The 17292-nt window shown below is 71.3% G+C and carries 17 protein-coding genes; 7 read left to right on the plus strand and 10 right to left on the minus strand.

What is annotated here, in order from left to right; translation table 11 throughout:
• Positions 1 to 107: 107 nt before the first annotated feature.
• Entirely contained in the window at positions 108 to 605 is a 498-nt protein-coding gene (locus tag ACGF3A_RS42480) for a MarR family winged helix-turn-helix transcriptional regulator (RefSeq protein WP_393736443.1), read from the minus strand.
• Positions 606 to 678: 73 nt separating this feature from the next.
• Between ACGF3A_RS42480 and ACGF3A_RS42485 the strand changes: the two genes are divergently transcribed.
• Genes ACGF3A_RS42485 through ACGF3A_RS42495 form a run of 3 tightly spaced genes read left to right on the plus strand, consistent with a single transcriptional unit; the run spans position 679 to position 2462 of the window.
• Positions 679 to 1506, plus strand: coding sequence for a trans-aconitate 2-methyltransferase (locus tag ACGF3A_RS42485; protein ID WP_393736445.1), 828 nt, complete (start codon positions 679 to 681; stop codon positions 1504 to 1506).
• On the plus strand, positions 1503 to 1886 hold the full coding sequence (locus tag ACGF3A_RS42490) for a VOC family protein (protein ID WP_393736447.1): 384 nt from the start codon (positions 1503 to 1505) through the stop codon (positions 1884 to 1886). The genes ACGF3A_RS42485 and ACGF3A_RS42490 overlap by 4 nt, the downstream gene beginning before the upstream one ends.
• Positions 1887 to 1925: 39 nt before the next feature.
• Entirely contained in the window at positions 1926 to 2462 is a 537-nt protein-coding gene (locus ACGF3A_RS42495; RefSeq protein WP_393736449.1) for a DinB family protein, read from the plus strand.
• Here ACGF3A_RS42495 and ACGF3A_RS42500 read toward each other — a convergent pair.
• Together ACGF3A_RS42500 and ACGF3A_RS42505 are read right to left on the minus strand one after the other, a co-directional pair.
• Complete coding sequence (locus tag ACGF3A_RS42500) at positions 2445 to 4112, minus strand: FAD-dependent oxidoreductase (RefSeq protein WP_393736451.1); 1668 nt, start codon at positions 4110 to 4112, stop codon at positions 2445 to 2447. The two genes, ACGF3A_RS42495 and ACGF3A_RS42500, sit on opposite strands and share 18 nt — an antisense overlap.
• Before the next feature lie 11 nt (positions 4113 to 4123).
• On the minus strand, positions 4124 to 5020 hold the full coding sequence (locus ACGF3A_RS42505) for a diiron oxygenase (protein WP_393736453.1): 897 nt from the start codon (positions 5018 to 5020) through the stop codon (positions 4124 to 4126).
• A gap of 142 nt (positions 5021 to 5162) precedes the next feature.
• On the opposite strand from ACGF3A_RS42505, the gene ACGF3A_RS42510 reads away from it, so the two are divergent.
• Positions 5163 to 6476, plus strand: a complete 1314-nt coding sequence (locus ACGF3A_RS42510) for a PQQ-binding-like beta-propeller repeat protein (protein ID WP_393736455.1) — start codon at positions 5163 to 5165, stop codon at positions 6474 to 6476.
• 34 nt (positions 6477 to 6510) lie between these two features.
• Here ACGF3A_RS42510 and ACGF3A_RS42515 read toward each other — a convergent pair whose 3' ends face one another.
• From ACGF3A_RS42515 to ACGF3A_RS42525, 3 genes are all read right to left on the minus strand, one after another.
• On the minus strand, positions 6511 to 7155 hold the full coding sequence (locus tag ACGF3A_RS42515) for a hypothetical protein (RefSeq protein ID WP_393736457.1): 645 nt from the start codon (positions 7153 to 7155) through the stop codon (positions 6511 to 6513).
• A 260-nt stretch (positions 7156 to 7415) separates the two neighbouring features.
• Complete coding sequence (locus ACGF3A_RS42520; protein WP_393736459.1) at positions 7416 to 8093, minus strand: TetR family transcriptional regulator; 678 nt, start codon at positions 8091 to 8093, stop codon at positions 7416 to 7418.
• 8 nt (positions 8094 to 8101) lie between these two features.
• Positions 8102 to 9163, minus strand: a complete 1062-nt coding sequence (locus ACGF3A_RS42525) for an acyl-CoA desaturase (RefSeq protein WP_393736461.1) — start codon at positions 9161 to 9163, stop codon at positions 8102 to 8104.
• A 255-nt stretch (positions 9164 to 9418) separates the two neighbouring features.
• Between ACGF3A_RS42525 and ppc the strand changes: the two genes are divergently transcribed.
• On the plus strand, positions 9419 to 12175 hold the full coding sequence (ppc, locus tag ACGF3A_RS42530) for a phosphoenolpyruvate carboxylase (protein ID WP_393736463.1): 2757 nt from the start codon (positions 9419 to 9421) through the stop codon (positions 12173 to 12175).
• Positions 12176 to 12234: 59 nt separating this feature from the next.
• Here ppc and ACGF3A_RS42535 read toward each other — a convergent pair whose 3' ends face one another.
• Entirely contained in the window at positions 12235 to 12744 is a 510-nt protein-coding gene (locus tag ACGF3A_RS42535; RefSeq protein WP_393736465.1) for a hypothetical protein, read from the minus strand.
• Between the two features lie 452 nt (positions 12745 to 13196).
• Between ACGF3A_RS42535 and ACGF3A_RS42540 the strand changes: the two genes are divergently transcribed.
• Entirely contained in the window at positions 13197 to 13844 is a 648-nt protein-coding gene (locus tag ACGF3A_RS42540) for a hypothetical protein (protein ID WP_393736467.1), read from the plus strand.
• A gap of 311 nt (positions 13845 to 14155) precedes the next feature.
• Complete coding sequence (locus ACGF3A_RS42545; protein ID WP_393736469.1) at positions 14156 to 14680, plus strand: hypothetical protein; 525 nt, start codon at positions 14156 to 14158, stop codon at positions 14678 to 14680.
• 86 nt (positions 14681 to 14766) lie between these two features.
• Here the strand turns inward: ACGF3A_RS42545 and pth are convergent, their stop codons facing one another.
• From pth to ACGF3A_RS42560, 3 genes are all read right to left on the minus strand, one after another.
• Positions 14767 to 15360 carry an aminoacyl-tRNA hydrolase gene (gene pth, locus ACGF3A_RS42550; RefSeq protein WP_393736471.1) on the minus strand — a complete coding sequence of 198 codons (594 nt, stop codon included), beginning with the start codon at positions 15358 to 15360 and terminating at the stop codon, positions 14767 to 14769.
• A 100-nt stretch (positions 15361 to 15460) separates the two neighbouring features.
• On the minus strand, positions 15461 to 16060 hold the full coding sequence (locus ACGF3A_RS42555) for a 50S ribosomal protein L25/general stress protein Ctc (protein ID WP_393736473.1): 600 nt from the start codon (positions 16058 to 16060) through the stop codon (positions 15461 to 15463).
• A gap of 232 nt (positions 16061 to 16292) precedes the next feature.
• The gene (locus tag ACGF3A_RS42560; RefSeq protein ID WP_393736475.1) at positions 16293 to 17270 is read right to left on the minus strand and encodes a ribose-phosphate diphosphokinase; all 978 of its coding nucleotides are present in this window, start codon (positions 17268 to 17270) and stop codon (positions 16293 to 16295) included.
• Positions 17271 to 17292: the final 22 nt, after the last annotated feature.

A 17292-nucleotide genomic window follows, 5' to 3' on the forward strand; every position in this document is an offset into this window, starting at 1 on the left:
CGCGCCCCTGAGGCCTCAGGGGCGCGGGGAACTGCGCGAGCAACCACCCACAACCCGCGGTCTGCGACACAGCAGGCGGGGCAGCCCCTGCCCAGCCCCGTAGGGGACTACGTGGGGATGTTGTCGAAGGGGGCGGTCAACTGTCTCAGGAGGCCCGCCAATTCGCCGCGCTGAAGCGGAGAGAGCTCGACGAGGATCGCCCGCTCCTGCTCCAGCAGTCCCGCGAGGGCGCTGTCGCCCCGGTCGCGCCCCTCGTCCGTCAGCCGCACCAGCACCCCGCGCCGGTCGCTGGGGTCCGGCAGCCGCTCCACGAGGCCCTTCTTGGCGAGCCGGTCGATGCGGTTCGTCATCGTCCCGGACGTCACGAGGGTCTGGGTGAGAAGCTGGCCGGGAGAGAGCTGGTACGGCGTGCCCGCTCGCCGCAGCGCCGTCAGGACGTCGAACTCCCAGGGCTCCAGGCCGTGCTCGGAGAAGGCGATCCGCCGGGCGCGGTCGAGGTGGCGGGCGAGCCTGCTGACCCGGCTCAGAACCTCAAGTGGTTCCACGTCGAGGTCAGGGCGCTCGCGGCGCCATGCTGTCACCAATCGGTCGACCTCGTCCTCCATGAGGATCAGTGTAGTAGTTGTGTCGATGTGAAGTCTCTTGACGTCAAGAGAACCGGCGGTGCACCCTGCGGGCATGCCGACGACACCACACGCCACGGCCCCTGAATGGGACCCGGAGCAGTATCTGCGCCACGCCGACCACCGGCTGCGGCCCCTGCTCGACCTGCTCGCCCGCGTCCCCGCCGAGCTGCCGGGCGACCCCGGGCAGCCCCGGATCGCCGACCTCGGCTGCGGCCCCGGCGGGCCCAGCACGGTCCTCGCCGAGCGCTACCCGTCCGCGCACATCACCGGGTACGACAACTCGCCCGCGATGCTCGCCGAGGCCCGCGCCCACGCGCGCGAGGGGCGGCTCGACTTCGCCGAGGCCGACCTCGCGACCTGGCGCCCGGCCCCCGGCGACCGCTTCGGCCTGCTCTTCTCCAACGCCGCGTTCCAGTGGGTGCCGGACCACGTGTCCTCGTTCCCCGCCTGGACCGAGGCCCTCCCGCCCGGCGGCGTCCTCGCCTTCCAGGTCCCCGGCAACTTCACCTCGCCCAGCCACACGCTCCTCGCCGAGCTCCGCGACTCTCCGCGCTGGCGCGCCCGCCTGGGCGCCCCGGCCCGTACGGACGCGGTCCTGAGCCCCGCCGGATACGCGGAACGCCTCCTCGCCCTCGGCTGCGAGGTGGACGCCTGGGAGACCACCTACCTCCACCTGCTCACCGGCGAGGACCCCGTCCTCGACTGGACCAAGGGCACGGCCCTGCGCCCCGTCCTCACCCTCCTCGCCGACGACCCCGAGGCCCGCGACGCCTTCACCGCCGACTACGCCGCCGCACTCCGCGAGGCGTACCCGCCGGGTCCCGACGGCCGGACGCCGTTCCCGTTCCGCCGGGTCTTCGTGGTGGCGGTGAAGCGATGAGCGAGGGCCTGATCACCTCCGTCGACCACGTCCTCCTGGCCGCCCCGCCGGGCAGCGAACCCGCGCTCCGCGCCTTCTACGCCGACGTCCTGGGCATGACCGAGCTCCCCAAGCCGGAGGCGCTGGCCGCGCGCGGCGGCTGCTGGTTCGCCTCCGGCACCGCTGTCCTCCACCTCGGCATCGAGGACCCCCACACCCCGCCCCGCAAGGCCCACCCGGGTCTTCTCGTCACGGACCTGGACGCCCTGGCCGTACGGCTGGAGGCGGCCGGAGTCCGCCCCGTATGGGACGAGAACCTCCCGTCCCACCGCCGCTTCTACGCGCAGGACCCGGCGGGCAACAGGCTGGAGTTCCTGGAGCCCCTGCCGGACGCCGGATAATCGCTGTCGTCCCCGGCACCGCTCTGCGAGGGTCGCCCGATGAACGACGCATCCCGAGTGGCCCTGCTCCGCTGGCAGTTCGACATGACCTGGTCGCTCTTCGAGTACCACGCGGAACGGCTGGAGGAGGGCGACCACCTCTGGGAGCCCGCCGAACTCTGCTGGACCGTGCGGCAAGGGGCCGACGGGCGGTGGCACCCCGACTTCGCCGAGGTCGAGCCCGAGCCCGTCCCGGTCCCCACCATCGCCTGGGTGACCTGGCACATGGGCTGGTGGTGGAGCACGGCCCTCGCCCACCTGCGAGGGCGTACGCCGCCGGAGCGCACCGAGGTGACCTGGCCCGGCGACGGCGCGACGGCCCTCGCCTGGCTCCGCGGCCTGCGCGAGGAGTGGCTCGCGGCCCTCGAAACCCTCGACGAGTCCGCCCTCGAAGCCCCGGCCCCCTTCCCCTGGCAGAACGACCCCGCCCACACCCTCGCCCACACGCTGGCCTGGGCCAACGCCGAACTCATGAAGAACGCCGCCGAGCTGGGCCACCTCCGCATGCTCCGCGCCGCGTCAGCGGACCCTGCGTAGGAGACCCGGGCTCGCCGCCGCCGTCAGTTCCTGGACGGTGGCGAGTTTGGTGCGGGGGCGGTCCTCCCGGTGGCCGCGGGCGAGTTCGGCGCGCTCTATCGCGGCGAGGCCCTTCGCGTCGATGACCTGGCGGGTCCGGCGCCGGAGCAGTCTCGCGAAGTCCTTCGGGCTCCCGGAAGGGGTGGGGAGTTCGCCCGCGACCGCGTCGGCCAGCAGCGTGCCCACCGTTTCGGCGGCGCAGGTGCGGTTGGCGCCGATGCCGCCGGAGGGGCCGCGCTTGATCCAGCCGACGACGTACGTGCCGGGGAGTCCCGTCACCCGGCCGCCCTCGTGCGGCACCGTGCCCGTCGTCTCGTCGAAGGGCAGTCCGTCGACCGGGACGCCCCGGTAGCCGACGGCGCGCAGGAGCATGCCCGCGCGCAGCGTCCGTTCGCCCGCCGCGTCCGTGACGCGTACCGCGTCCACGGCGGCCCCGTCCGTCCCGGCCGTCGCCTCCAGCGGCGCGCTGTGGAAGCGGAGGACGAGGCGCCGCCGCCCAGGCTCCGGCGGGCGGTCCCAGTCCACGGCGGCGCGGGCGACGCCCCGCAGCAGCGCCGCCTTCTCCTTCGGGCCCGCCGCGTCGATCGCCTCGCCGGTACGGGGATCGTGGTCGTCGACGAGGAGTTCGACGCCGGGCAGGTGCCGCAGCGCCCGCAGCTCCGAGGCCGTGTACGCGGCGTCCTCGGGGCCGCGCCGGGCGACGAGCACGACCTCGCGCACGTTCCCGCCCCGCAGCGCCCGCAGCGCGTGGTCCGCGATGTCGGTACGGGCCAGCTCCTCGGGGTCGGCGAGGAGGATGCGGGCGGCGTCGACGGCGACGTTGCCGTTGCCCACGACGACGACGCGCTCCGCCGAGAGATCGACCGCGTCGGGCGCGACGTCGGGGTGCGCGTTGTACCAGGCGACGAACGTCGTCGCGGAGACGCTGCCCGCCAGGTCCTCGCCCGGGATGTCCAGGCGACGCCCGCTGGAGGCCCCGACGGCGTAGATCACCGCGTCGTGGTGCGCGGTCAGTTCCCGGGCGGTGATCCCGTTCTCGCCTATCTCGACGCCCAGCCGCAGCCGTACGCGCGGGTGGTCGTAGAAGCGGGCGAAGGTCTCGCCCGCCTTCTTGGTGGAGGGGTGGTCCGGCGCCACGCCGTACCGGATCAGGCCGCCCGCGACCGGCAGCCGGTCGAGGAGCGTGACCTCGGCGCCGGTGTGCAGGAGCAAGTCCTGCGCCGCGTACATCCCGGCGGGCCCGGTGCCGACGACCGCGACCCGCAGCGCCGGGAAGTCGGACGGGAGGGAGCGCGGGAACGAGGGCTCGCCCCAGGCGTGGAAGTTGGGGCCGTTCTCCGCCGGTCCGCCTTCGTCCGTCTCGTCGTAGTACGCCGCGTTGACGGCCGCGTACTCGCGCTGCGGGCCGGTGAGGGAGTCCACCGGGAAGATCGCGTCGACCGGGCAGGCGTCGGCGCAGGCGCCGCAGTCGATGCAGGTCTTCGGGTCGATGTGCAGCATCTCCGTGCTGCCGAACGCCCGTTCCTCCGGCGTCGGATGGATGCAGTTGACCGGGCAGACGGCGACGCACGTCGCGTCGCTGCAGCAGGTCTGGGTGATGGCGTAGGTCACGGTGTGCTCGCTCAGATCAGGTTCGCGCGCTTGTAGAACGTCAGCGCGGGCTTCGTGAGGAGCCGGGCCGAGGCCAGGAACTCCATCAGGCCCGCACAGCTCGACCGCATCATCGACTTGTGGTGCTCGTTGGCCTTCGCCTCGGCGACGGCGCGGTCCACGTCGAGCCCGGCCTGCGCGTAGACCTTCTTGTTCACCATGCTGGTGACGATCACGTACGAGGCGATGGCGATCACCAGCGCGTTGATCTGGCGGCGGGCCTCGCCCGCGCCCGCGAGGCGCTTGCGCGTCTGGTCCCGGGCGAACTTCATGTGCCGGGACTCCTCGACGACATGGATGTTGTTGATCGTCCGGACGAACGGCACGACGCGCTCGTCCCGCATCCAGTCCCGCTGCATGACGTCGAGGACCTCCTCGGCGACCAGGATCGCGGCGTACGCGGCCTCGCCGAAGGCGACCGTCTTGAAGGCGCGGCCCAGCTCCACCGCGACCCGGTGCGGCCGGTACGCGGGGGCGCCCAGCTTCTTGGCGCCGCGCGCGAACATGATCGAGTGGCGGCACTCCTCCGCGACCTCCGTGAGCGCCCACTGGAACTCCGCGCCGGTCGGGTCCTTCGCGTAGATGTCCCGCAGGACCATCTGCTGCAGGATCATCTCGAACCAGATGCCCGTGCTGGCCACCGAGGCGGCCTCCTGCCGCGTCAGCTCGCGGCGCTGCTCCTCGCTCATCTCCCGCCAGTACGCGGTGCCGTAGAGGGTGCTCCACTCCGGGCTCGCGCCGTGGAAGTCCTTGTCGAGCGGCGTCTCCCAGTCCACCTCGGTGGCCGGGTCGTACGCCAGCGTGGCTGCCGAGTCCAGCAGCCGCTGCGCGACGTCGTCGCCGGGCTGCTCCTGGATGCTGCTTCCCATGGTGCGGCTCCTCGGTTGGGCTCCGGTGGGGCTCCGGTGGGGCTCACCCTCTTATTAGACGGAATGTATAACAAGGACCTGGGGCGGGCCTACCCCCGAGTAAGAACTGAGGTTCCGGCACCGTCCCGGCATGCTGGAGGGCATGGATGTCTTACGGGGGAGACAGCGGGCCGGTGCGGCGGTGGCGGGCGTGCTCGCCGTCGCCGCCGTCACGCTCGCACTGGTCGACAACGCGCGAGGCCCGTCGCTCGGCGGCGGCGAACGGCCCGCGAAGCCCGTGTCGTTGGGGCGCGAGGCGCTGTGGAGCGGGAAGCAGGCGGAGGGCGCCGTGCTGCGCGGACGGTCCGTCGTCGTCCTCGGCGACCGGAGCGAGGCCGGGAGCATGCGCGTCGCCGTCCGCGACACGGAGACCGGCGAGGAGCGCTGGACCCGGCGCGACGAGGCCCGGCTCGACGAGGACGGCGCACGGCTGATGAGCGTCCCCGCGGAGGGGCCCGGCGCGGGGAGCGGCGACAGGCCCCTCCTCGTGGACGACGACGGCGACGGTGACGGCTGGGGCGTGCTCGTCGAGTACGCGGTGCGGAGCAGGAAGACGTACCCGGAGCACGGTGTCGCCGCGCTCTCCGGGAAGGACGGACGGCTGCTGTGGAAGCGGGCGCTGCCCGGCGCGCACGACGTGCACCTGATGGACGCGCGGGACGGCCGGATCCTCGTCGTCGCCGAGGGGGAGGACCTCGTGGACGAGGTGACCTCGTACCTCCTCGACGCGGACCGCGAGGGCCGCACGCTGTGGAGGCGCAAGAGCCACGACGTCATGCTCGGCCTCGCGGGGGACGTGGTGCTCGGCGAGCGCCGCTGGGCCTTCTCGCTGACCAAGCGCGCCGCGGTCCTCGCGCGCGACGCCCGTACGGGGAAGAGGCTGTGGGACCTGGCGGGCAGCTACCACGAGTCACGGCTCCAGGCCGCCGTCCCCGGGCGCGCGGTGGTCAACACGCTGGGCGCGCGGGAGTTCGGCGATCCCGAGCACCCCGGCAGCCTCGTCCTCGACACCGCGACGGGGCGCAAGACCGACGACCTGGGGCGCGACTCCCTGTCCTGCGCCGCCGACGCCCGTGCCCCGCTCCTCGCCTGCCTCGGGAGCGACGGGGCCCGCCTGGTGTCGGTACGCGCGGGCCGCCACGACACCCCCGTCCGCGCGAGGAGCGGGGCGCTGGAAGGGGGCGAGTCGTACGACGTCCGCACCGTGGGCGCCGTACGGGACGGCCGGGTGTACGTCAGCTCCGACGCCACGTTCCCGCGGCGGGCCGCCGTCGACCGCCTGGGCGGCACGCTCCGCGACCGGCTGCCCGGACGCGTGCTCGACGTGGCGGGGGGCTACGCGGTGGTGCTCGCGGAGGGGCGGGACGGCACAGGGCGTATCGCCGTCCACAGGGTGAGGGAACAGGAACGGCCCTGACCGTCCCGGCGGTCCCGGCGGTCCCGGCGGCCGGTCATCTCCGGCAGTCCTTGACGCCCTCCTCCGTGCGGGTGGAGGTCACGCGCCAGGTGCCGTCGCGCTTTTGGAGGTCGTCCTCGACGCGGGTGAAGTCCTTCACGCTCGGCCGGGTGCGGAGCGACTTGCCCGTGGAGAGGCTGCGGTCGAACGCTTCCCTGCGGCTCTCGCAGAAGCGGATGGTGGCGTCCTGCGGGCTGTTCATGGTGAGTTCGCGCTTGTAGTAGCGGTAGATGCCCCTGGCGACCAGCACCTCGCGCTGGTACGTCCGCACCCGCTTTCGCAGGGTCTCCGCGGCGTCGTCCTGGCGGTACCTGGTGGCCTGGGGGAGCTTCGCGTTGGCCTTCGCGTAGGCCAGGACCATGGCCATGGTCGCGAGGCTGTGGTCGCGCAGCACCCCGTCCTTCTCCTTGTTGCCGGTCATCTCGTTGGCGATGACCACGTGCACGCCGCGGGGGAAGTCGAACCCCGGGGCCTTCGCCGCGCCCGGCGGGGCCGGCACCGTGCTCTCGGAGGGTGACGAGCTGCTCGACGTCTTCTGCGTCCCGTCTCCGCCGTCCTCGTCCCCGTCGATGATCCCGCAGCCGGTCAGCGTGAGGGACAACGCGAGGGCGAGGCCGGGTAAGCAAGCCTTGATGCGCATACGTGTTCTCTCTCCTGTCCTCGCCCTCGGTCGCGACGCGCGGACGGCCCGCGCCTCGCTCGTGCGGTGGTGCGCATGGCCGCCGCTCCACCCCGACCCGCTCCGGAGAGGAACGGACGGACTGCGGACAGTCAGCGGTGAGTTTAATGCGCCGGAACCACGCTGGCATGAATTCGCGTGACTTCAGGGAGAGTTGGGAAAGACTACGCGCCTAGATCTTCACCGGTGGTGCACAGGGCGCACAGGGCGCCCACACCGTCTCAGGAGCGCCGGTGGCCTATCAGACGGGGCTTGGCCTCCAGGCCGTCGAGGCCGTGCCAGGCCAGATTGACCAGGTGGGCGGCGACCTCGGCCTTCTTCGGCTTGCGCGCGTTCAGCCACCACTGGCCGGTGAGCGCGACCATGCCGACCAGGGCCTGGGCGTAGAGAGGGGAGAGCTTGGGGTCGAAGCCCCGGGACTTGAACTCGCGGCCGAGGATGTCCTCGACCTGCGTCGCGATGTCGGAGATCAGCGAGGCGAACGTACCCGTCGACTGGGCGACGGGGGAGTCGCGGACCAGGATGCGGAAGCCGTCCGTGTACTGCTCGATGTAGTCGAGCAGGGCGAACGCCGCCTGTTCCAGCAGCTCGCGGGGGTGGCCGCCCGTGAGGGCGCCGGTGACCATGTCGAGGAGGCGCCGCATCTCACGGTCGACCACCACCGCGTAGAGCCCTTCCTTGCCGCCGAAGTGCTCGTAGACGACCGGCTTGGAGACGCCCGCCTTGTGCGCGATCTCCTCCACCGAGGTGCCCTCGAAGCCGCGCTCGGCGAAGAGGGTGCGCCCGATGTCGAGGAGCTGCTCGCGGCGCTCCTTGCCGGTCATCCGGCGGCGGGCACGCCTCTTCGGGCTGCTGGTCGTCTGTCCGGAATGTCCGGACGTACTCTCGTCGGTCGGCACGGGTGTCATCATGCCGCGTCGGCGGTGCGCTCCTTGCGGCGGGAGTCCAAACGCGACTGCTTCGGCCAGCGCACGTCGTACGCCCAGCCCGCCTTCTCGAACCAGCGGATCAGCCGGGCGCTGGAGTCGATCTGGCCGCGCTCCACGCCGTGCCGGGCGCAGGTCGGGTCGGCGTGGTGCAGGTTGTGCCACGACTCGCCGCAGGAGAGGACCGCGAGCCACCAGACGTTCCCGGAACGGTCGCGGGACTTGAAGGGGCGCTTGCCCACCGCGTGGCAGATCGAGTTGATCGACCAGGTGACGTGGTGCAGCAGCGCCACGCGGACCAGGGAGCCCCAGAAGAACGCGGTCAGCGCGCCCTGCCACGACCAGGTCGCCAGGCCGCCGATCAGCGGCGGGAGCAGCAGCGAGACGATCGTCCACATCACGAACTGACGCGAGACGCGGCGCAGGTCCGGGTCCTTGACCAGGTCCGGCGCGTACTTGTGCTGCGGCGTCTGCTCCTCGTTGAACATCCAGCCCATGTGCGCCCACCACAGGCCCTTCATCAGGGCCGGAACCGTCTCGCCGTACCGCCACGGGGAGTGCGGGTCGCCCTCGGCGTCGGAGAACTTGTGGTGCTTGCGGTGGTCCGCCACCCAGCGCACCAGCGGGCCCTCGACGGCCATCGAACCCATGATCGCCAGCACGATCTTCAGCGGCCTCTTCGCCTTGAAGGAGCCGTGCGTGAAGAAGCGGTGGAAACCGATCGTGATGCCATGGCAGCCGATGTAGTACATCGCGACCAGCAGGCCCAGGTCGAGCCAGCTCACGCCCCAGCCCCACGCCAGCGGCACGGCCGCGACCAGCGCCACGAACGGAACGGTGATGAACAGCAGCAGCGAGATCTGCTCCACGGAGCGGCGCTGCTCACCCCCGAGCGTCGCGGAGGGCAGGGGCCCCCCGGTCGCGTCCCGCGACGCGGAGGCGTCGGCGCCGGAGGTGGCTGTGTCGGCTGTGGCGGCTGGGTCGGTGCTTGGAGACTGGGCAGCCTGCGGCGAACTGTCGAGCACGTCGGGGCTAGTCGTCATAGATGTCCCTCATCGGACCGGGGGCTTGGCTACGGTTCCGTAACCTACGGCAACGTAAGTATGGCAGCCCTTTGTCACGGGACAAGAGGGGTACATCCCCCGGGGGTGCACTCGCGCACCAGGCGTCCGCCCACCTGTCGGACAGGGTTCAGGCGCGACGCGGGACGCGACCTATCCTTGATTCCGTCGGACAGCGCGGTCCGCCACCCGCCAGAAGCGAAGCCGCACGAAGCGAAGCCGCAAGGAGCCGCACCTGTGAGCAGTGCCGACAGCACCACGCGCCAGCCCGAGGCCCCCGACGCACCGTCCTCCGCGCCCTCGGCGCTCCGCGCCGACATCCGCCGCCTCGGAGACCTCCTCGGCGAGGCCCTCGTCCGTCAGGAGGGCGCCGAGCTCCTCGACCTCGTGGAGCGCGTCCGCGCGCTGACCCGCAGCGACGGCGAGGCGGCGGCGGCCCTGCTCGGCAAGACCGACCTGGAGACGGCCACCAAGCTCGTACGGGCCTTCTCCACCTACTTCCACCTCGCGAACGTCACCGAGCAGGTGCACCGCGGCCGCGAGCTGCGCGCCCGCCGCGCGGCCGAGGGCAGCAACCTCGCGCGCACCGCCGACATGCTCAAGGACGCCGACCCGGCCCATGTGAGCGAGACCACGCGCAACCTCTCCGTGCGCCCCGTCTTCACCGCGCACCCGACCGAGGCCGCGCGGCGCTCCGTCCTCACCAAGCTGCGCCGCATCGCGGAGCTGCTGGAGGAGACCGACCCCAGCGAGCGCCGCCGCACCGACCTGCGCCTGGCCGAGAACGTCGACCTGATCTGGCAGACCGACGAGCTGCGCGTCGCCCGCCCCGAGCCCGCCGACGAGGCCCGTAACGCGATCTATTACCTCGACGAGCTGCACCGCGGCGCCGTCGGCGACGTCCTGGAGGACCTCGCCGCCGAGCTGGAGCGCGCCGGCGCTCCCCTGCCCGAGGGCACCCGCCCCCTCACCTTCGGCACCTGGATCGGCGGCGACCGCGACGGGAACCCGAACGTCACCCCGCAGGTCACCTGGGACGTGCTGATCCTCCAGCACGAGCACGGCATCACCGACGCGCTCAGCCACGTCGACGAGCTGCGCGGCGCCCTCTCCAACTCGATCCGCAACTGCGGCGCCACCCAGGACCTGCTGGACTCCCTCGAACGGGACCTCGCCCGGCTCCCCGAGATCAGCCCCCGCTACAAGCGGCTGAACGCCGAGGAGCCGTACCGCCTCAAGGCCACCTGCGTCCGGCAGAAGCTCCTCAACACCCGCACCCGCCTCGCCGAGGGCCTCCCGCACGCCGAGGGCTGGGACTACCTGGGCACCGGCGAGCTGCTGGCCGACCTCGCCCTCATCCAGCACTCCCTGCGCGAGCACCGCGGCGGCCTCGTCGCCGACGGACGGCTGGAGCGCGCCCTGCGCACCATGGCCGCCTTCGGCCTCCAGCTCGCCACGATGGACGTACGGGAGCACGCCGAGGCCCATCACCACGCCCTCGGCCAGCTCTTCGACCGCCTCGGCGAGGAGTCCTGGCGGTACGCGGACATGCCCCGCGAGTACCGGCAGCGGCTGCTCGCCAAGGAGCTGCGCTCCCGCCGCCCGCTCTCCCCGGCGCCCGCGCCGCTCGACGCCGCCGGGGCCAAGACCCTCGGCGTCTTCGAGACGGTCCGCACGGCCCTGGCGACCTTCGGGCCCGAGGTCATCGAGTCGTACATCATCTCCATGTGCCAGGGCGCCGACGACGTCTTCGCCGCCGCCGTCCTCGCCCGCGAGGCCGGGCTCATCGACCTGCACGGCGGCTGGGCCAAGATCGGCATCGTGCCGCTGCTGGAGACCACGGACGAGCTGAAGATCGCGGACGAGCTGCTCGACGCGATGCTCTCCGACCCCTCCTACCGCCGCCTCGTCTCGCTCCGCGGCGACCTCCAGGAGGTCATGCTCGGATACTCCGACTCCTCCAAGTTCGGCGGCATCACCACCAGCCAGTGGGAGATCCACCGCGCCCAGCGCCGCCTGCGCGACGTCGCCCACCGGCACGGCGTCAGGCTGAGGCTGTTCCACGGCCGCGGCGGTACGGTCGGCCGCGGCGGCGGCCCCACCCACGACGCGATCCTCGCCCAGCCCTGGGGCACCCTGGAGGGCGAGATCAAGGTGACGGAGCAGGGCGAGGTCATCTCCGACAAGTACCTCGTCCCGTCCCTGGCGAGGGAGAACCTCGAACTGACGGTGGCGGCGACCCTCCAGGCGTCGGCCCTGCACACCGCGCCCCGCCAGTCCGACGAGGCCCTCGCCCGCTGGGACGCGGCGATGGACACGGTCTCGGACGCGGCGCACGAGGCCTACCGCCAGCTGGTCGCCGACCCGGACCTGCCCGCGTACTTCTTCGCCTCGACCCCCGTCGACCAGCTCGCCGAACTGCACCTGGGCTCCCGCCCCTCCCGCCGCCCCGACACCGGCGCCGGGCTCGACGGACTCCGCGCCATCCCGTGGGTGTTCGGCTGGACCCAGTCCCGGCAGATCGTCCCCGGCTGGTTCGGCGTCGGTACGGGCCTGAAGGCGGCCCGCGAGGCGGGCCTGGACAGCGTCCTGGGAGAGGCCTACGAGCACTGGCACTTCTTCCAGAACTTCCTCTCCAACGTGGAGATGACGCTCGCCAAGACCGACCTGCGCATCGCCCAGCACTACGTCGACACGCTCGTGCCCGACGAGCTCAAGCACGTCTTCGACGTCATCAAGGCCGAGCACGAACTGACGATCCGTGAGGTCCTCCGCGTCACCGGCGAGAGCGAACTCCTGGAGGCCAACCCGGTCCTGAAGCAGACGCTGAAGATCCGCGACGCCTACCTCGACCCGATCTCCTACCTCCAGGTCTCCCTGCTGGACCGCCAGCGCCGGGCCGCCGAGGCGGGCGAGGACCCGGACGAGACCCTGGGCCGCGCGCTGCTCCTCACGGTCAACGGCGTGGCGGCGGGCCTCCGCAACACGGGCTGACGCCTGCCGCGGGTTCAGGGGCCCTGCTCACGAACTGAGCCGCTCGGAAAACGAGTCGCTCAGAAATTGAGCAGGGCCCAGGCCCCGCCCATCACCAGGGCCCCGAACAGCCCCATTCCCAGCGCCGTCTTCTTGAGCCGCAGCCCGCCCGCGACCACGAGCGAGGCCAGCAGCAGCGCGCCGCCCAGCGGCACCCACGCGTAGAGGATCCCCGCGGGCCCCGTCCGTACGACGTGGTCCGTGCCCGGCTTCACGGCGACGTCCAGCGACTCGCCCGTCTCCCCGGACACCGAACGCGCCACGGTCACCTTCTCCGGCTTGCCGGGCGCCCCCTTCCGGGTGAACACCCCGGTGCACTCGTCGTCCCCGCACGTCCGCACGGTGACGGTGCCGGTCTCCTTCCCCGTCATCGCGGGCTTCGCCGTCCCCCACGACGTCCACACCCCGGTCAGCACCAGCAGCAGCGCGATCAGACCCATCAGACCGGTCCTCGCGAGCAGCAGCATTCCGTACGCGCTCTCGCCCATCCGTCGAGTACGGCTGCGCTTGACCGGGTTGTCAGTGGACATGGCCGTGATCCTTGGTGAAGGGACGCCGCAGCGTCAACTCGCGGGACCTCTTCCTTACCGCGAGTCCTCCACGATCACCCTGGGTTCCCCATTTCCTCCACCCAGGAATGACAGGTCCACTACACTCTTGGCGGTCTGTCCGGACGTGAGGCGCGCGGGGGAGCGCGCCCATGGGTACGCGCGTGCGCGGACCGTCCGCGCGCCGCTGAGCGAGGCGCCAACGGGGCGGAAGACCGTATGTCGTTCGAGCACGACTGGGCACGGCACAAGGCGCGGCGCCTCTGGAGCGCCCTCGACGACGCGCACTGTGCGTCCGTCCCCAGCCTCAAGACGAACCTGACGCGGCCCCGCAGCGCGGGGGATCGCGTACGCCGCGACGCGGCATCCCACCACGGACCACCCCGCAGAACACCATCGATGAAGGGGAGGACATGGCACCGGGATCCTTACGTGTGACCGCGGCGGTGACTGCGGCCTCCGGCCTGCTCCTGCTGTCCGCCTGCGGCGGCAGCGACGGCGGTTCCGAGAAGAGCGACGACATCCAGGGAGCGAAGAAGGCCGGTAGGTCCGGCTCACCTTCCGCCGGTGCGGAGGCGAGCCCGGGCGCGACGAAGGACCCGGACGCACCGGATTTCGACTTCCCGAAGGGGACCAGGGCCGTCATCGCCGATGAGGCGACGGGGGACGAGAAGAAGGACGAAGTGCTGCGGGATCATGGGTACTCGCTGAAGGCGGGCATTCTCGCCGCGGCCGAGGGGGACCCCGACCACGCCCTCGCATACACATACGTGCAGGACTCGGCAGGCGAAATGCTCCGCGCGAACCTCAGGCAGACCAAGAAGAAGGGGCAGGTCTCGACCGGTACGTACGCGTATTACGACCGGAAGGTCGAGCTGAAGGGTTCCCAGGGGGCAGTGATCCGGTTCTGCGAGAGCCAGCGCAAGGCGTTCGGCAAGGTCATCAAGACGGGAAAGGTGCTGCGGACCAAGCCGTCGATGCGTGATTTCACCAGCGTCAGGGACATCCTGCAGAAGCGGGGAGACGGATGGCGAGTCGTATCGACCGCGGTCAAGGGGAGTGACCCGAAATGCGCCCGTTAGGCAAGGGGCAACGGCTCTGCATCGCAGGAGTCGTGCTCGGCACCCTTCTCGTCGGCCCCACATCCGCACTCGCTGCGGGCCCGAACGGAAAAGCCGGGGCTGGGGCCCAGGACGACACCGGCTCGGGCAGCCCCGATGAAATCCGATCCCGGGTCAGCTTCACGTCCCACAACGTCCCCGCCGGCGGTGCCCCCACGGCCCCCGCGCCCGCCGCGAACTGGGACCCTCCCACCTGCTGGTACGAACCCCGGTTCACGCCCGTCGAGTTCTCGGCGTACCTCTCCAAGGTGCAGGGGCGCCACGGAGAAGACATGGGCGGGAAGTACGACGACCGGCACCAGGGCGGCAAGGGCAACTGGTACCAGATGCGGTACGACGACGATGCCGACGCCGACGTCCCCGAGGAGCGCCCCGGCCACCAGGTCGTCAACCTGCCCACGCACGCCCGGTTCAGCAAGGACCTCGACCGGGTCTGGGTCACCGCCGGCATCGACGCGGCCGGACTCGACCTCGCCGCGACCACCGTCGCCGAGCCCGCGGCCCTGCGCCTGGAGGCCGGGACCGCCGACGCCAAGCCCGCCACCTGCACGTACGACCTCAAGAAGGCGGGCGGCAGCTACGCCGTCGACACCGAGAAGGCCGACTGCAACCTCACCTACCGCCGCGCCACCCCCAAGGGCGAACCCCGCACCCTCAAGGCGTACCTCACCTGGAACGTCCACTGGAACGAGGGCCACAACCCCGACGGCGCACCCCAACACCCCATGCCGGACGGCGAATCGGTCACGGAACTCCCCGTCACCGTCAAGGAAATTCAGGCCATCAACCGCGACTGACCAGGGGGAGAACATGAAGCGGAGGAGCGCCAATGCCGACGCGCGCTCCTTGCCGAGACGGGTACCGGTACCGGTACCGGTACGGGTCAGGAGTTGTACGCGCTCTGCGCCCGTTCCAGGCCGTCCGCGATCAGGGCTTCTGTCGCGTCCGTCGCGCGGTCCACGAAGTAGTCCAGCTCCTTGCGCTCCGTCGTCGAGAAGTCCTTCAGGACGAAGTCGGCGACCGGCATACGGCCCGGGGGGCGGCCGACGCCGAAGCGGACGCGGTGGTAGTCGGGGCCCAGGGTCTTGGTGATCGACTTGAGGCCGTTGTGGCCGTTGTCGCCGCCGCCGAGCTTCAGGCGGAGCGCACCGTAGTCGATGTCCAGTTCGTCATGGACGGCGATCAGCCGGTCCAGGGGGATGTCGTAGAAGTCCAGCAGGGCCTTCACCGGGCCGCCGGACAGGTTCATGTACGACAGCGGCTTCGCGAGGATCACCCGGCGCGAGGAGACCCCCGGCGTGCCGAGGCGCCCCTCCAGCACCATCGCGCGGCCCGCCTTGTGCGACTTGAAGCCGCCGCCCATCCGGGAGGCGAGCAGGTCGGCGACCATGAAGCCGACGTTGTGCCGGTTTCCGGCATAGCCAGGCCCGGGGTTGCCCAGTCCGGCGATCAGCCATGGCGCGTTCTCCGCCGACATGCAGACTCCATGGGGGATGAGAGAGGTGTGCGGGTGCGACGCCGGACGGGGCGCTCGCGCGGCCCGTCCGGCGTCCCCAGATGACGCGTCGCGGAACGAACTACTCCGCGGCCGCCTCACCCTCGCCCTCGGCGCCCTCGCCCTCGGCGGCCGGCTCCTCGGCCTGGGCCGCGAGGACCTGGATGACGGTCTCTTCGCCCTCGATGGCCAGCGAGGTGCCCTTCGGCAGCGGGATGTCCTTGGCCAGGATCTGGTCGCCCGCGACCAGGCCCTCGATCGAGACGGTGACCGACTCCGGGATGTGCGTGGCCTCGGCCTCGACCGGCAGCGCGTTGTAGACGTGCTCGACCAGGTTCTGGCCCGGGCCCAGGTCGCCCTCGGTGTGCAGCGGAACCTCGACGTTGACCTTCTCGCCCTTCTTCACGGTGAGCAGGTCGATGTGGACCAGGAAGCCGCGGATGGCCTCACGCTGGACGGCCTTGGGGATGACCAGTTCCTTCTTGCCCTCGATGTCCAGGTTGATCAGGACGTTCGAGTTCTTGAGCGCCATCATCATGTCGTAGCTCGGCAGCACGACGTGGACCGGCTCGGCACCGTGGCCGTAGATGACGGCCGGGACCTTCTCGACCTGGCGCAGGCGGCGCGAGGCGCCCTTGCCGAACTCGGTGCGGACGGTGGCGGCAACATTGACTTCAGCCATGACTGCGCTCCTCGTAGACGAAGTGGATCCGCACGCGGAGACGTACGGAAGACTGCGGTGCCACTCGGTCCCGACGGACCTGCTACGGAGAGCGCGCGTCGATAACGGAGAACCACACGTCCACAGACGTGAGGGGCCTCCCTCGCCGAGCGACTCCATGAGTCTACGCGGCGAGGGAGGCCCCTCAGAAATCGATCAAGCTGCCGGAGCGCCCCGGAGCGCTCCGGAGCGCTTACGCCTGCTCGTCGAAGAGGCTCGTCACCGAGCCGTCCTCGAAGACCTCGCGCACGGCCCGCGCGATCGTCGGCGCCATCGACAGCACCGTGATCTTGTCCAGCTCCAGCTCACCCGGCGTCGGCAGCGTGTTCGTGAACACGAACTCGCTCACCTTCGAATTCTTCAGCCGGTCCGCCGCCGGGCCCGACAGGACACCGTGCGTCGCCGTCACGATCACGTCCTCCGCGCCGTTCGCGAAGAGCGCGTCCGCCGCGGCCACGATCGTGCCACCCGTGTCGATCATGTCGTCGACCAGCACACACACCCGGCCCTCGACGTGACCGACGACCTCGTGCACCGTCACCTGGTTCGCCACGTCCGGGTCGCGCCGCTTGTGCACGATCGCCAGCGGGGCACCCAGCCGGTCCGCCCAGCGGTCCGCGACCCGCACCCGGCCCGCGTCCGGCGAGACGATCGTCAGCTTCTCCCGGTCCACCTTCGCGCCCACGTAGTCCGCCAGCAGCGGCAGCGCGAAGAGGTGGTCCACCGGACCGTCGAAGAAACCCTGGATCTGGTCCGTGTGCAGATCCACCGTGAGGATCCGGTCCGCACCCGCCGTCTTGAAGAGGTCGGCCATCAGCCGCGCCGAGATCGGCTCACGGCCCCGGTGCTTCTTGTCCTGCCGCGCGTATCCGTAGAAGGGGACGATGACGGTGATGCTCCGTGCCGACGCCCGCTTCAGGGCGTCGATCATGATGAGCTGCTCCATGACCCACTTGTTGATGGGAGCCGTGTGGCTCTGCATCAAGAAGCAGTCCGCGCCACGCGCGGACTCCTGGAAGCGGACATAGATCTCGCCGTTCGCGAAGTCGAAGGCCTTGGTCGGGACCACGCCGATACCGAGCTGCTTCGCGACCTCCTCCGCGAGCTCGGGGTGTGCGCGGCCGGAGAAGAGCATCAGTTTCTTCTCGCCGGTCGTCTTGATCCCGGTCACTTCAGTGTCTCCTTGTTTCGCT

Origin of the sequence: Streptomyces sp. NPDC048172, assembly GCF_043202595.1 — a bacterium.
In the GTDB taxonomy this organism is placed as follows: domain Bacteria; phylum Actinomycetota; class Actinomycetes; order Streptomycetales; family Streptomycetaceae; genus Streptomyces.